We start from the raw sequence: 14,821 nt of genomic DNA on the forward strand, positions 1-14,821 counted from the left end.
TAAAAAGCTCCGCTCCTAAGAACATTATTTTCTTTATTTGTTTCTTTCAATAAGAATAATTATTCGCTATTTGGTAATTATATGGTTATGATAGGAGGAAAAATTATGGGAAAAAATGACTGGAGAGAGTTGGATTTTTCAAGTTTTTGGATTGGTTATTTAAGCGATAGCTTTCCTGAAAGAATGACTACCTATGAGATGGAAGAGGAATTTACCCCTGTGCTTAATGATACAAAAACTACTGAATTTTCCTAAAAGTAATATGAAAAAAAACGAACCATTAGAAGCTATTCTGTGGAGTGTTGCTTTACCAGGATTTTCACAATTATTATCCGGCTCCTATATTAAAGGGATATTATTCGTAGGACTTGAATTTATAATAAATGTTAAAAGCCATTTTAATAAAGGTATTATGCTAAGTTTTTTGGGAAAAACATCCGAAGCCGCTAATATTATTGACTATCAGTGGTTAATGTTTTACCCTTGTTTGTATATGTTTGCAATGTGGGATGCTTATAAAGTGACACGGGAAAATCCAAAAAAATATGATTACCTCCCATTTGCATTTGGCGCTTATTTTGTTACAATTGGACTAATGTATTCGCCAATTGTAACGGTAAAAAGTATTTTTATCGGTCCTATCTTTCTACCAATGATTTTCTTAATTCCGGGTTTATTCATAGGTTTTATCATTCGCTATATCATTTTATGGACGAAAAAGGAAAACTATTAATTTTTTCAGAAATTTAGAGTTGTAATTTAGCGCAAACTCCCATATACTTTAAATATAATTAAATAGCTTTTGACGAATGTCAAAGGGGAGTAGCGTTAAATGATTTAAGACACGATAATTTGTGACTTAAACATTTAAAACAAAGTCGTCATTACATGGGTGTAAAATCCATCGGCTTTGTTGACATGAATAATGTCTAGCAAGACCTTTGCCTATAATAGGCAGAGGTCTTTTTGTCTTTATAGGGTTTTTCGTCACACTTCATTAAATTAAAAAGGGGAGAATCTTATATGGACGTTTCAATGTTATTAGAATATGGCTGGGTACTATTAATTTTAATTGGACTTGAAGGAATCCTAGCCGCAGATAATGCGGTAGTTATGGCTGTGATGGTTAAACACTTGCCTGAAAAAAAACAAAAAAAAGCTTTGTTTTATGGCCTTTTTGGAGCATTTGTGTTTCGGTTTACGGCATTATTCTTAATTTCATTATTAGTAAATGTATGGCAAATTCAAGCAATAGGAGCAGTATATTTGCTTTATATTGCGACACACCATATTGTTAAACACAAAACCGGTAAAACAAATATTAAAAATAAAGATAGTAAAAAGAAAGAGCCTTCTTTCTGGATGACTGTTTTAAAAGTAGAGATTGCTGATATTGCTTTTGCAATTGATTCAATGTTAGCAGCTGTTGCTCTAGCTGTAACGTTGAAACCAACTGGTTGGACGAAAATTGGCGGCATTGATGGTGGGCAGTTTTTAGTCATGCTGCTCGGAGGCATTATTGGTTTAGTCATCATACGTTTTGCCGCAAAATGGTTTGTTAATCTATTACAAAAATACCCTAGTCTTGAAACGGCAGCATTTTTAATTGTCGGTTGGGTAGGAGTTAAATTAGCAGTATTTACGTTGGCGCATCCAAGTGTGAATGTTTTAGATAAACATTTTCCAGAATCACTTGCATGGAAGCTTATTTTCTGGGTAGTACTCATAGGAATTGCCGTAAGCGGCTACTTAGTATCACGTAAAAAAGATCAACAACAAATTAGACAAAGTGCATAAGCTAAGGAAAAAAGAAAAACTGTTGGATTAATATGTTATTAATTTCCAATAGTTTTTCTTTTTGTTCTGTTAGAAACCCTCAAAAAAACGAAGTTGATTTTCGAAATGTATGGTGAAACAAATTTGTAAATAGATAGAAAACTTATTACGCACCTCTTCCATGCTATAATTAGTGGATAATGAGGTGAATTTTTCATGCTAAATTGTTTAGTGCAAGATCGGAAACAAATATCATTAGAAGAAATGGCTCTATTGGCCCAACATGGTGATGAAAATATATTAAATCAATTACTTCAAGACTACCAGCCATTCATCAAGAAGACTGTTTCTTCAGTATGTAAGCACTATATTAATGATAGTGATGATGAATTTAGCATTGGACTCATTGCCTTCCATGACTCGATACTTAAGTTTGATGAAAGTAAAGGTGCTTCTCTTTTATCTTTTGCAGAAGTCATTATTAAAAGAAGAGTGATTGATTATCTTAGAAGTAACAATAAATATAAAGATTTAAGCTTCGATGGAGGGATAAATGAGGATGAAAGCTCTCTGACTTTTGAAAATACATTATCTGTTGAGGAGTATAATCGAAACATAGATAACGAAAAGAGAAAAGACGAAATTAATCGATTTGCCAATCTTTTGCAGACGTTTGGATTAAAATTTAAGGATTTGATAAAACATTCACCTAAACATGAAGATGCTAGAATAAATGCGATACAAGTTGCCAAAACATTGGTTAATGATCCAGAGCTTCTACATTATTTGAACGATAAAAAAAGATTACCAATTAAAATGCTCGAAAGCAAAGTGAATGTCAGTCGGAAAACATTAGAACGTAATCGAAAATATATTATTGCCATCGCTTTAATTATTTCATTGGATTTTGTTTATTTAAGGGAGTACGTAAAAGGGCGGTTATCACAATGAAAAAGGGTGTCATATTAGAAATAAAGAGTAAGCACTTGGTCATGCTGACTCCTGAAGGGGAATTTATTAAAGGTAAGAAAACAGAAAATACATACGATATCGGGGAAGAAATTTATTTTGAAACAGATGAAAGAAAACTTGCGAGGCGGAGCAAATATACTTTATTGTCGTGCGCGTCCGCACTAGTTGCTATATTTATAATAGGTTTGATGCTTTTAAATCCATTTGAAAAAGATTCGGCATATGCTTATGTGACGATGGATATGAATCCAAGTATCGAGTTTGTATTAGATAAAAATTTCCATGTCATTCGAACGAATGCGTATAATGAGATAGGCGAGAAGGTATTAACATCTACTAAATTTGATAAAGATCAATCTTTTGCCAATGTTGCTAAAACAATTATGGATACATGTATTACAATGGGCTACATAAAACAAAAACAGAACATTGTCATAGCTTCTATAATAAACAAAGAAGAACAATCAAAGGATGATTTACTTGATCAAAAAATTCAAGAAGTTCAAACCGCCGCTAAAAAGATAGAAGCTAAAATTGAAGTCGTAAAAGGATCTATAAAAGAAAGAAAAACTGCACGTGAAAAAGGTATTTCTCCTGGTAAATTCATTGTAGAGAAAAAAAGAAAAAATAAATCAATAGATGACCAAAATTCAATTAAAAAAGAAACTCAAATTAAAAAAATTGAAAATGGGATTAAAATAACTCCAAATAAACATACGAATAAGAAAATAGATAAGTTGCCTGCAACAAAAATGAGTGCTTCTCCTGTTAAAAAAACAAAAAAAGAAAATCATTCTAAACGCTTTAATAATGTGATCAGGCATCATAAAGATTACAAAATAAAGAATCGGGAAAAAGTAAATAACCGAAAAAAAGATATTCATTCAGACTTAAAAAAAGACTACTTACATAAGGACTATGAAAAAAGTCACTGGAAACATAGAGAAAAGTATAGAAAAGGTAAATTTGATCCGCATCATACCGCTAAAGACAGACATAAACCGAGAAATAAGCATAAATATAAAATTGAAAGAAGCAATCATAAACCTAAACATAATATTCATGGGAAAAATCACAAAAATAAAGAGTAAGTCCTTGAAAGCGGATTACTCTTTATTTTTAATTTATTTTATTTACCGGAAAGTTCGGACTGAGCTTGTTTAACAAGACGTTTTGTAATTTCTCCGCCTACCGATCCATTTGCACGTGAAACGGTATCTGAACCAAGATTGACTCCAAATTCTTGGGCAATTTCATATTTCACTTGATCTAAATATTGTTCTACTCCTGGGATTAGTAATTTATTGCTGCTTCTTGCCATTTTTTAAATACCCCTTTCAAAAATTAATAAAAATCTTGTATTACTATTATGTTTAATAAATGTGATAAACATGAATGGTAAAAGGTTGTAATGAAGTTAAGTAGTTCTAAAATGTTATTGAAATAATTTTCCTTTTAATCGCAGCCATTCTTCTATATATTAGAAGGAGTAAGAATTTGATTCATTGGTAGGAAAGGAATCTTGTTTAATGAGACATTATTTACAAACGAAATTAAGAAAATTAACGCCGTTTCAATTAATTGTATATTATTATTTTTTAACTGTTTCTATTTCGTCGATCTTTCTTAGTCTTCCTTTTGCTCATAAACCAGGGGTCCATATTAGTGTCCTTGATACAATTTTTGTAGCAGCGAGTGCAGTAAGTGTAACAGGACTATCGACAATAAATATATCTGAGACATACAGTACAAGTGGAATATTTATATTAATGCTAATTCTGCAAATTGGTGGAATAGGAATTATGTCAATTACAACGTTTTTTTGGCTAATCCTCGGAAAGAAGATTGGTTTGAAACAGCGTAAACTTATTATGACAGACCAAAACCAAACAAATCTTTCTGGTTTAGTTAAAATGTTGAAATTAATTTTGGTTTTAATTTTAATGATTGAATTAAGCGGAGCCTTAATATTAGGGACATATTTTTTAACTTATTATTCTGATTGGAAAGATGCTTATTTGCACGGATTATTTGCTTCAGTAAGTGCAACCACGAATGCAGGATTTGATTTAACTGGACAATCGCTTATACCGTTTGCTAAAGATTATTTTGTACAATTTATTAATATGATCCTCATTACCCTTGGGGCAATTGGCTTTCCTGTTTTATTGGAGCTTAAAGAATTTTTATTACGCAAGAAAAACGCACCTAAATTTTACTTTTCATTATTTACGAAAATAACGACTTCAACCTATGGAATATTATTTGTTTTTGGAACAATAGCCATATTTTTGTTAGAAAAGGATTTATTTTTAAAAGGAAAGGATTGGTATGATGCTTTTTTCTATACTACCTTTCAATCAAATACAACGAGAAGCGCGGGCCTTTTAACAGCAGATATTAATCAATTTTCCTCTCCAACATTGTTAATTATGTCGGGATTAATGTTTATTGGTGCTTCGCCAAGTTCAGTTGGGGGAGGAATCCGGACAACAACGTTTGCGATAATTGTTTTATTTATTATTCATTTTGCAAAAGGAAATCGAAATATAAAGATTTTCAAGCGGGAAATTCATGAGATGGATGTATTAAAGGCATTAGCTGTATTTGTCATTGCTTCATTTATTTGTATCGTTTCGGTTATTCTTTTATCCATAACAGAACATCAAAGTTTGCTTTCAATAATTTTCGAGGTTTGTTCCGCATTTGGAACGACAGGAGCATCATTGGGAATAACTCCTGACTTGTCGATATTTGGTAAGTGCTTATTAATTGTTTTGATGTTTATTGGAAGAGTAGGAATTGTTTCGTTAATGTACATGATGGGTGGAAGAGATCAATCGAATAATTATCATTATCCTAAGGAACGACTAATAATTGGATAATCTCTTTTGGTTTATTCAAAATGGTTTTGGAAAAAACTATTGGTGTACCATAAAATAGTCAAAAGAGGGGATATAGATGGCAAAGCGAAAGGCTGAAGTGAATGCCGCAGTGAAACATAGTCATACACCAAAAAGGAATGTAGAAGAGGCTGAGTTTTCTGCGGAATTTGCGAATGGTGAAGAAACAGCAAAACATGCAAACCGAAATTCTAAACAAGGCCGTAAAGGAAAATGAAGAAAAACAACGGGAAAGGCAATGTTCAAGAAGAATTTGGTGTTGAAATAGGAGATCTAAATGCGATAAAGTTTTATGAGGCAGCAAAGGACGCCGGACGAAAAGAAAACGAGGAAAAGACTCCTAAAAAGGAAAAGTAGCCTGCATGAAGCGGCTACTTTTTTATTGAGCTAAAAATAGATGATTTTCCGGTCTTTGGATCAAAATAAACAAGCATATAACTATCTTCACGGTTTATTTTTTTTGTTGTGTGATAGTGATGTAAGTTAAATGGAATCTTTTCAATAATTGTATGTTTATTAAGATCTTTTTGCGTTAATTGAAGATGCTCGTAGTTCTCACCTAACTGTTGCGGATTCGTGTTGATATCGTTAAAGATAGTGTTTCTTTCATCTTTATTTACTCGATCCTCCCACCAGGATTTCCGAGGCTTGTATCTTTGATTAAGAAGGTAATCATATTTCATTAATCCTTCGATAATTTCAATATGTTCACTTGTTTCTTCGTTAGCTTTTAAGAAAGATAACAATCTTCTAAACAAATCTTCCAGTTGATGGCCAATTCTGCTCCATCCTTGTTCTTCCCAATAAGTACCAAATTGTTGGAAGAAATCGAATGGTGTTTCAAAAACATTTGTAACTAAATATTCAATCGTTTCATTCATACGATGATCATTCCAATATTTTTCTAATACATCTTCTACTTGTTTTATTCGAACTATATCATCAAATGAAAGAATATTATTCCCTAAAATTTCATAAGGGGCATGATCCATATAAATATAGTCATGTTCTTTTGCGCGAATCCTCAAACCTGTTCCGCGCAACATCTTAAGAAAGCCTAATTGAAGTTCTTCCGGACGTAATGCAAACACATCATTAAAGGTTTTTCGAAATGATTGGTAATCCTCTTCAGGAAGCCCTGCGATAAGGTCGAGATGCTGATCAATTTTACCTCCGTTTTTCACCATTGTAACGGTCCGCGTAAGTTTTTCGAAATTTTGTCTTCTTTTCACTAATTCATTCGTTAAATCATTTGTTGATTGAACACCAATTTCGAATCGGAATAATCCTTTTGGGGCATTTTTATTTAGAAAGTCAATTACTTCCGGACGCATTATATCTCCGGTTATTTCAAATTGAAAGACAGTTCCCGGTGTATGCTCATCAATGAGAAACTGAAACATTTCCATTGCATAACTTCTACTAATATTAAATGTTCGATCGACAAATTTAATTGTTTTTGCACCGTGTTTCATTAAGAAACGAATATCCTCTTTAATTTTTTCACGATTAAAATATCGAACGCCCACTTCAATAGATGAGAGACAGAATTGACAATTAAACGGACATCCGCGGCTTGTTTCAATATAGATCACTCGTTTTGAAAGATGGGGGAGATCCTCTTCAAATCGATAAGGTGATGGAAGCTCACGAAGATCAATTTTATTGCGAATCGGGTTGATAATCATCTTCCCATTTTCCATATAGCCAATGCCGTGAACTTGCTTGAAATCTTTCTTTCCTTGGATTTCATTAAGGAGCTGTTTAAATGTTTCTTCACCTTCACCCATTACGATGAAATCAACTTCCGGTAAACGCTTAAGCCAATACGTCGTATCATAGGATACTTCCGGTCCACCGAGTACAATCGTTAGTTCCGGCATAATTTTTTTTAACATTTGAATGACTCGAATGGTTTCTTCAATATTCCAAATGTAACAGCTGAACCCAAGGACATCAGGTTTTTTTGTAAATAAATCAGAAACAATATTCATCACGGGGTCTTTGATCGTGTATTCGGCAAGTTCAATATTATATTCCGGTGCTGCTGCAGCTTTTAAATAACGAATGGCCAAATTCGTGTGAATGTATTTAGCATTTAATGTACTTGCAATGATTTTCATGAATGTGTATTACCTCTTCTTTCAAATATGCATGAGATTTAAGTTACTATCTTATCCTAATATATTTTATAGGAGTCTGCACAAAACCTCAATGTTAATAGTTTTCATAAAAAGGGATTAATTTTTGTTTCTAATAGAATTTTTAGTAGAGAAACGTAAAAAAAGAGTGTAGAAAAATCGGGAATATTACGGAGAAATGTCGAAAAACAATCGTATTCTATGTAGAACTAAAGAAAATTTGTAAAAAGAATGTCTAATATTGCGAATCTATTTACTTTTATGAGTATACCTGCGATAATTCACAAGGTAGTCGAAAAAATTCGACATGAGAATGAAATTGAAGGAGAATGAAAAGTGTATACCTATAGTAATGCAATAAAAGAAAAAAGATATTTAAAACAAATTCAAGTAAAAAGGGAAGAAATGATTCAACTTGGAAAACGATATGGGTTAACAAATGATAAAACTATTTTTTGCTCTCAGGAATTAGACGAGCTTTTGAATGAATATCAAAAATTCCAACAATCAAAAGATAGAAGTATGAAACCAGTCGTTATCAGGGGAGCTTCATTTATTATATATAAAAATAAAAAGCTTAGTAATAAGAGAGTTGTGAAATATAACGTACTAAAAGCCATTTAAAAGAGTATTATATACCATGCATAACCCTCACTGATCATCAATGAACTAGACTCTATTAATCCCACCTTTAGTTTCATACATCACTGTATATAATTAAAAAGGTTAATCTCCTAACCGAGATTAACCTTTATAAATAGGAAGGGTAATTAATACTTCTGTACCTTTATTTAATTCACTTTTTATTGACAAATTCCCATCAAATGATTCGATAATTCTTTTACATACGACTAAACCAAGACCAGTCCCGTTTTCCTTTGAAGTAAAAAAAGGCGTAAAGATTTTTTTTAAGTTTTCTGGGGAAATTCCTGTTCCATTATCAGAAATAGAAACATAAGCATGATTACTTTTTTTTTCTAGATTAAGTAACAATTTGCCTTCTGTTGGCATAGCTTCAAGGGCGTTTTTTGTTATATTTAGGACAACCTGTTTTAATTGGTCAATTGTTGCCAATACTGTTATTTCCTCAGATTTAATTTGATAAGAATAGTGGACATTATATAAATTTGCCTCGGAATAAATTAATGGGTTTAAGTCATTAATCACTTGGTCTAAATCAATTTTTTCCATTTTTTGAACGGTAGGCTTGCCGAGTATGAGGAATTCATTAACAATTTGATTGATTCGATTGATTTCCTTGTGTAAAACCGAAAAGTAAAATTGGTCTTTCGGATCTTTATATTTTTCTGATAATAATTGTACGAGTCCTTTAATACCAGTTAACGGATTTCGGATTTCATGGGCTGTACTCGCTGCAAGAGTACCTACAAGTTCTAACTTTTGAGCATCATTTTGAATTTTTTCACGTTCTGCTTGTCGTTTGATTGACAATGAATGGAAAAATAAATAAATAACATGTATGATAGTCGTAATGATTAAGAAAAATATAAACGTTTTAATGACAACAGATTTAATTTTTGTCGTTTTTGGAATTAATGTGATTTTCCAAGGTACCCTTTCCAGTGATGTACTGACATAATGTTTAGTTGGATTAAGCATTAATGAATCATCCGTTGAAAAAATAGGAACTCCCTGCTCACTTTCAACATGCACAAATGTATTAGGTGTTAACATTTGAATAATATTAACGATATAATCTGTGCGGATATGTGCCACGATTATTGCTTGTACGACATTATTCTTTATTACCGGTGTTACGATGGCGATGACTTTTTTATTGTTTGATAATGTTTCCACTTGATCGGATACGACGGATTGATGAGTCTGGTACACCGTCTTAATATAGCTTTGATTTTTAAGATTGTATTGTTTCAAATAGTCATTTGTTCCAGTTATGACATTTCCGTTCTTATCTAAAAAATAGATTCCTCCGTATCGCGGGTCTTTCCCGCTAATTGTATTAAGAGCTGTTTTCACATCGGAAACATTAGTAAAATTTGATTCAAATGTTATTGCCAATACCTCTAAACTTTTTATTGTTTCTCCAATTACTTGATCCAACTGTCTTTGATAAATGGATGCATCACGTTCTGTCTGCATAATTGATTTTTCATTATTTTTTTTAAAGCTATAGTACCCATATGATAGAGTCATCAATAGAGCAGGAACGAGAACTAAAGTAAAATATAGTGACATTTTTTTAAGATTATTTTTCATGGAAGTACCTCTATTTAGATAATTACTCTTTTATCATAGTATAAATTGTATTAAAATAATAGAAATCTTATAGTTTTTCATATGTAAAAGGTAAAGGAATGGATTGAATGGATAATGGAGTTCAGCAATCGTTAAAATTATTTATTGTATTATCTAGAGCATTTCGGGCCGTAAATGAATATACGAATGAATTTATTCAGAAAAACGGCTTAAATCCGACAGAATTTGCTGTACTAGAACTACTCTATCATAAAGGCGATCAGCCATTACAACAAATTGGGGATAAAATATTATTAGCTAGTGGAAGTATTACGTACGTAGTAGATAAATTGGAAAAGAAAAAACTTATTGAACGTGTAGGATGTGCAAATGATCGACGGGTTACATTTGCTCACATTACTGATCAAGGAAAACAATTTATCGAATCCATTTTCCCGGAACATCAAGATCGAATTCATCAAGTGATGTCCGTTTTAAGTCCGGATGAGAAGGAAGTAGCAATTGAATCGTTAAAAAAGATTGGATTAAATATTCCCCACTTATGATAGTGAAATGAGCATTTCTTGACCGAAGAAATGCTTTTTTCATTTAAAAGGAGGTATTCTAACTATCTATATCGAATAAATCATGGATTGAATAATTTTAGTGAGGTGTATGTAATGAGTGTGAAATTCGAGAATTATGAATACAAAAGACCGAATATGGAAGAAGTAGAAGCGTCTTTTCATAAAGAACTTGAAAAATTTAAACATGCAAAAAATGTAGAAGAGCAAAGTGAAGCAATGAAAAATATTAATAAAATAAGCAATGAGCTAGGAACGATGTTTAATCTTTGCTATATTCGTCATACGATTGATACGAATGATGAATTTTATAAAGCTGAAAACGATTATATGGATGAAGTTATGCCGTTGGTAGAAGGTCTATCATCTGAATACTACCAAGCGTTAGTATCATCTGAGTTTCGTACAGAACTTGAAAACAGGTGGGGGAAGCAGCTTTTTGATTTAGCAGAAGGAAAGTTAAAAACATTTTCTCCTGAGATTATTCCTTTATTACAAAAGGAGAATAAACTTACATCTGAGTATACTAAGCTAATTGCCTCTGCAAAAATTATGTTTGAAGGGGAGGAAAGAACCCTTGCACAAATTGATCCGTTTACAGAATCGAAAGACCGTGATACGAGGAAAAAGGCAGTAGAGGCGAAATTTGGATTTTTCGTTGCTCATGAGGATGAATTTGATCGTATTTATGATGAATTAGTAAAGATTAGAACCGAGATTGCATTAAAACTTGGTTTTGAAAATTTCGTTGAACTCGGTTATTATCGTATGTCACGCATTGATTATAATGCCGATATGGTGGCGAAATTCCGTGACCAAGTGAAGGAATATATTGTTCCGCTTGCGACTAAATTAAGAAAACGTCAACAAGAACGGATTGGTGTTGACTCTCTTAAGTTTTATGACGAAGGTTTTCAATTTGTATCAGGAAATGCTGTTCCGAAAGGATCTCCTGAATGGATTATTGATAATGGCAAAAAAATGTATTCGGAATTATCGAAGGAAACAGATGAATTCTTTACATTTATGAATGAGAATCATTTAATGGACTTAGTGGCGAAAAAAGGAAAGGCGGGCGGTGGCTATTGTACGTATATTGAGAATTACAAAGCACCGTATATTTTCTCAAACTTTAATGGTACTTCGGGTGATATTGATGTGTTAACACATGAAGCCGGCCATGCTTTCCAAGTTTATTCTAGTCGCCAATTTGAAATTCCTGAGTATAATTGGCCAACACATGAAGCTTGCGAAATCCATTCAATGAGTATGGAATTTTTCACATATCCATGGATGGAGTTATTCTTTAAAGAGGACACAGATAAGTATAAATTTGCCCATTTAAGCTCCGCACTTTTATTCTTACCTTATGGTGTCGCTGTGGATGAATTCCAGCATTTTGTTTATGAAAATCCAAAAGCAACTCCTGCGGAAAGAAAGCAAGCATGGAAAGATATTGAAGCGAAATATTTACCGCATCGTGATTATGACGGCCTAGAATATCTTGAAAAGGGCGGATTCTGGCAAAGACAAGGTCATATCTATGAATCACCATTCTACTATATAGATTATACACTTGCCCAAATTTGTGCATTTCAATTTTGGAAAAAGTCGCAAGAAAATCATGAAGAGGCATGGAAAGATTATATCCATTTATGCAAACAAGGTGGAAGCAAATCGTTTTTAGAACTAGTTAAAGAAGCAAATCTTATTTCGCCATTTGAGGATGGATGTGTGGAATCCGTCATTGGTACTATTCAACAATGGCTAGATCAAGTGGATGATAGCAAGTTATAACAAAAAAGGAGAAAAGCTTATCGCTTTTCTCCTTTTTTGTTAATTTTTAATGGAAACGCTGATTGTATTGTCTTTAAGAGTTGCTACTAATTCTTTTTGATCTGGATGATCTAAAATATAATCTGCAATGCGATCCTCTAATTGCTCTTGGATTACTCTGCGAAGCGGTCTTGCTCCGAATGCAGGGTGATATCCTAATTCCGCAAGTTTTTCTTTTACCTCATTTGTCACCTCTAATGAAATTTGCTGTTCGGCTAATGATTCATTTAATTCATTAATCATTAAATCAACAATTTCAAGTAGGTGTTCTTTCTTTAAAGATTGGAACTCAATAATATTATCGAACCGGTTTAAAAATTCGGGTTTAAAAAAGCTACCGAGTGAATCAAGAATGCTTGTTTCTTTGACGGCGTTATTTTGACCAAATCCGACATGTATTTCTTTAGTAGCTGTACCTGCATTGCTAGTCATGATAATAACTGTATCTTTAAAGCTTACTGTACGACCTTGGCTATCGGTTAGCCGTCCGTCTTCAAGGATTTGAAGGAACATATGCTGTACATCTGGATGTGCTTTTTCGATTTCATCTAACAGGATAATGCTATACGGATTTCTGCGAACTTTTTCCGTTAATTGTCCAGCTTCATCATGACCAACATATCCTGGAGGTGAACCGATTAATTTTGATGCACTATGTTTCTCCATAAACTCACTCATATCAAGACGGATCATCGCATCTTTTGTACCAAATAATTCTTCGGCTAATGTTTTTGTTAGTTCGGTTTTACCGACACCAGTTGGACCTACGAAGAGGAAAGAACCAATAGGACGATTTTTTGATTTTAAACCTGCACGGCTGCGACGAATCGCTTTAGCAATTTTTTTCACTGCTTCCTCTTGGCCGATTACTTTTTTTGCTAAGTTTTTCTCAATGTTTTTCATTTTTTGTTGTTCGTCTTCTTGTAGTTTACCAACTGGAATTCCAGTTTTTTGTTCAATAATTTCCTGAATGAGGGATACATCGACAATTGCTGAATGATTCGTTTGATCATTTGCATTCAATGTTTTTTCTAATTTTTCCTCTTCATCACGTAATTTTGCGGCAGTTTCATAATCTTCTTTTTCTAATGCTTTTTGTTTTTCTGATTCTATTTCAACAAGCCGCTGTTTAATATCTGCACGATCGGTAGTACCGAAAGTTAAATTTAATTTCGAACCTGCTTCGTCCATTAAATCAATGGCTTTGTCAGGTAAATAACGATCTTGAATATAACGATGTGATAGGTTGACACATGCGTTTATTGCTTCGTCAGAATATTTTACTTGATGATAGTTTTCATATTTTTCTTTTAATCCGTTTAATATATTGATTGCTTGTTCGATTGTCGGTTCACTCACTTGAACAGGTTGGAATCGACGCTCCAATGCAGCATCTTTTTCTATTTGACGATATTCTTTTAATGTTGTCGCACCAATGACTTGAAGCTCACCTCTAGCCAAAGCAGGTTTTAATATATTTCCTGCATCCATAGAGCCTTCAGCGGAACCTGCACCAACAAGCAGATGTATTTCGTCTATAAATAAGAGAATGTTTTTTCTGCTCTGCAATTCTCCTATTAATTGTTTCATACGCTCTTCAAATTGGCCACGAATTCCAGTATTTGCAACTAGTGAGGCAACATCTAATAAATATACCTCTTTATTTTTTAATTTAGCCGGAACATTGTTTTCTGCAATTTTTAAGGCAAGTCCTTCTGCGATTGCTGTTTTACCAACACCAGGCTCACCAATTAATACTGGATTGTTTTTATTACGGCGGTTCAATATTTCTATTACACGATTAATTTCTTGATCCCGGCCGATAACAGGGTCGATTAGTCCAGCTTTAGCGATATTCGTTAAATTTTTACCGAATTTATCGAGAAAGCTGTTATTACCTGTATGTGACGCTTCTTGAGTGTTCATATTTACTTCAGAGAAATTTCCCAATCCTTTAAATAAATCTTCAAATCCGTTCATTGAAGGAATTCCACCAAATGGTGTTTTCTTCATTGCAAATTCCTTTTGATAACATTCGGAACAAAGATGGAGATTTTGTGTATGACCATTGATATTTACTCGTAATTGGACGTTTGCTAAGTTCATTTGACATTTTTGACATTTCATAAAAGCATTCCTCCTTAAATAGCAATGAAATGTTTTTCGAAAAAATTTGATTTTGACTAACTTTGACCTATTTGATCAAAAAAATGATGGTTTGTTTTTCTGACCATCTTTGACCTTATGAATTTATCATACACCCATTTTTATATTTTGTAAACTATTTTACTGACCATTTTTGACCTTTTTATTAAAAATATATTGTTGTCGTAATTTTAATTGCTTGTACATATGGTTTAGTAGTGGATACAAAGGTATTGTAAAAAGTTCT

Annotated in this window: 15 protein-coding genes and 1 riboswitch; of the genes, 11 read left to right on the forward strand and 4 right to left on the reverse strand. The window is 32.8% G+C overall.

Annotation, left to right across the window (positions count from 1 at the left end):
- The first annotated feature begins 105 nt into the window (after positions 1 to 105).
- The 5 genes from B5V89_RS20190 to B5V89_RS16080 all read left to right on the forward strand — a co-directional run bounded on the left by B5V89_RS20190 (position 106) and on the right by B5V89_RS16080 (position 3,839).
- The gene (locus B5V89_RS20190) at positions 106 to 255 is read left to right on the forward strand and encodes a hypothetical protein (protein WP_165797718.1); all 150 of its coding nucleotides are present in this window, start codon (positions 106 to 108) and stop codon (positions 253 to 255) included.
- A gap of 7 nt (positions 256 to 262) precedes the next feature.
- Positions 263 to 733 carry a hypothetical protein gene (locus B5V89_RS16065; RefSeq protein ID WP_107919978.1) on the forward strand — a complete coding sequence of 157 codons (471 nt, stop codon included), beginning with the start codon at positions 263 to 265 and terminating at the stop codon, positions 731 to 733.
- Positions 734 to 805: 72 nt separating this feature from the next.
- Positions 806 to 999: riboswitch (yybP-ykoY riboswitch) on the forward strand.
- A 24-nt stretch (positions 1,000 to 1,023) separates the two neighbouring features.
- Positions 1,024 to 1,797 (forward strand): TerC family protein, encoded by a 774-nt coding sequence (locus tag B5V89_RS16070; protein ID WP_107919974.1) that lies wholly within the window; start codon positions 1,024 to 1,026, stop codon positions 1,795 to 1,797.
- A 195-nt stretch (positions 1,798 to 1,992) separates the two neighbouring features.
- Positions 1,993 to 2,727, forward strand: a complete 735-nt coding sequence (gene sigI / locus B5V89_RS16075) for an RNA polymerase sigma-I factor (RefSeq protein WP_107919975.1) — start codon at positions 1,993 to 1,995, stop codon at positions 2,725 to 2,727.
- A complete protein-coding gene (locus B5V89_RS16080; protein ID WP_107919976.1) occupies positions 2,724 to 3,839 on the forward strand; it encodes an anti-sigma factor domain-containing protein in 1,116 nt (371 codons plus the stop codon). The genes sigI and B5V89_RS16080 overlap by 4 nt, the downstream gene beginning before the upstream one ends.
- A 38-nt stretch (positions 3,840 to 3,877) precedes the next feature.
- On the opposite strand, the gene B5V89_RS16085 is transcribed toward B5V89_RS16080, so the two are convergent.
- Positions 3,878 to 4,069, reverse strand: coding sequence for an alpha/beta-type small acid-soluble spore protein (locus B5V89_RS16085; protein ID WP_107919977.1), 192 nt, complete (start codon positions 4,067 to 4,069; stop codon positions 3,878 to 3,880).
- Positions 4,070 to 4,277: 208 nt separating this feature from the next.
- Here B5V89_RS16085 and B5V89_RS16090 point away from each other — a divergent pair, with 208 nt between their 5' ends.
- The 3 genes from B5V89_RS16090 (at position 4,278) to B5V89_RS20200 (ending at position 6,008) form a co-directional block, all read left to right on the forward strand.
- Positions 4,278 to 5,633 (forward strand): TrkH family potassium uptake protein, encoded by a 1,356-nt coding sequence (locus B5V89_RS16090; RefSeq protein ID WP_108072962.1) that lies wholly within the window; start codon positions 4,278 to 4,280, stop codon positions 5,631 to 5,633.
- Positions 5,634 to 5,709: 76 nt separating this feature from the next.
- Positions 5,710 to 5,868, forward strand: a complete 159-nt coding sequence (locus B5V89_RS20195) for a hypothetical protein (protein WP_165797717.1) — start codon at positions 5,710 to 5,712, stop codon at positions 5,866 to 5,868.
- Positions 5,865 to 6,008 carry a hypothetical protein gene (locus B5V89_RS20200; protein WP_160331412.1) on the forward strand — a complete coding sequence of 48 codons (144 nt, stop codon included), beginning with the start codon at positions 5,865 to 5,867 and terminating at the stop codon, positions 6,006 to 6,008. The genes B5V89_RS20195 and B5V89_RS20200 overlap by 4 nt, the downstream gene beginning before the upstream one ends.
- Before the next feature lie 14 nt (positions 6,009 to 6,022).
- On the opposite strand, the gene B5V89_RS16095 is transcribed toward B5V89_RS20200, so the two are convergent.
- Positions 6,023 to 7,774, reverse strand: a complete 1,752-nt coding sequence (locus B5V89_RS16095) for a B12-binding domain-containing radical SAM protein (RefSeq protein WP_066227876.1) — start codon at positions 7,772 to 7,774, stop codon at positions 6,023 to 6,025.
- A 354-nt stretch (positions 7,775 to 8,128) separates the two neighbouring features.
- Here B5V89_RS16095 and B5V89_RS16100 point away from each other — a divergent pair, with 354 nt between their 5' ends.
- Positions 8,129 to 8,416, forward strand: a complete 288-nt coding sequence (locus B5V89_RS16100) for an aspartyl-phosphate phosphatase Spo0E family protein (protein ID WP_244913522.1) — start codon at positions 8,129 to 8,131, stop codon at positions 8,414 to 8,416.
- Positions 8,417 to 8,536: 120 nt separating this feature from the next.
- Here the strand turns inward: B5V89_RS16100 and B5V89_RS16105 are convergent, their stop codons facing one another.
- Positions 8,537 to 10,030 carry an ATP-binding protein gene (locus tag B5V89_RS16105; RefSeq protein WP_107921256.1) on the reverse strand — a complete coding sequence of 498 codons (1,494 nt, stop codon included), beginning with the start codon at positions 10,028 to 10,030 and terminating at the stop codon, positions 8,537 to 8,539.
- A 107-nt stretch (positions 10,031 to 10,137) separates the two neighbouring features.
- Here B5V89_RS16105 and B5V89_RS16110 point away from each other — a divergent pair, with 107 nt between their 5' ends.
- Both B5V89_RS16110 and B5V89_RS16115 read left to right on the forward strand, forming a co-directional pair.
- A complete protein-coding gene (locus B5V89_RS16110; RefSeq protein WP_066227863.1) occupies positions 10,138 to 10,575 on the forward strand; it encodes a MarR family winged helix-turn-helix transcriptional regulator in 438 nt (145 codons plus the stop codon).
- A gap of 120 nt (positions 10,576 to 10,695) precedes the next feature.
- Entirely contained in the window at positions 10,696 to 12,390 is a 1,695-nt protein-coding gene (locus tag B5V89_RS16115) for a M3 family oligoendopeptidase (RefSeq protein ID WP_066227971.1), read from the forward strand.
- 39 nt (positions 12,391 to 12,429) lie between these two features.
- Here B5V89_RS16115 and B5V89_RS16120 read toward each other — a convergent pair whose 3' ends face one another.
- The gene (locus B5V89_RS16120; protein WP_108072964.1) at positions 12,430 to 14,556 is read right to left on the reverse strand and encodes an ATP-dependent Clp protease ATP-binding subunit; all 2,127 of its coding nucleotides are present in this window, start codon (positions 14,554 to 14,556) and stop codon (positions 12,430 to 12,432) included.
- Positions 14,557 to 14,821: the final 265 nt, after the last annotated feature.

This window comes from Heyndrickxia sporothermodurans (genome assembly GCF_003055045.1).
GTDB classification, from domain to species: domain Bacteria; phylum Bacillota; class Bacilli; order Bacillales; family Bacillaceae_C; genus Heyndrickxia; species Heyndrickxia sporothermodurans.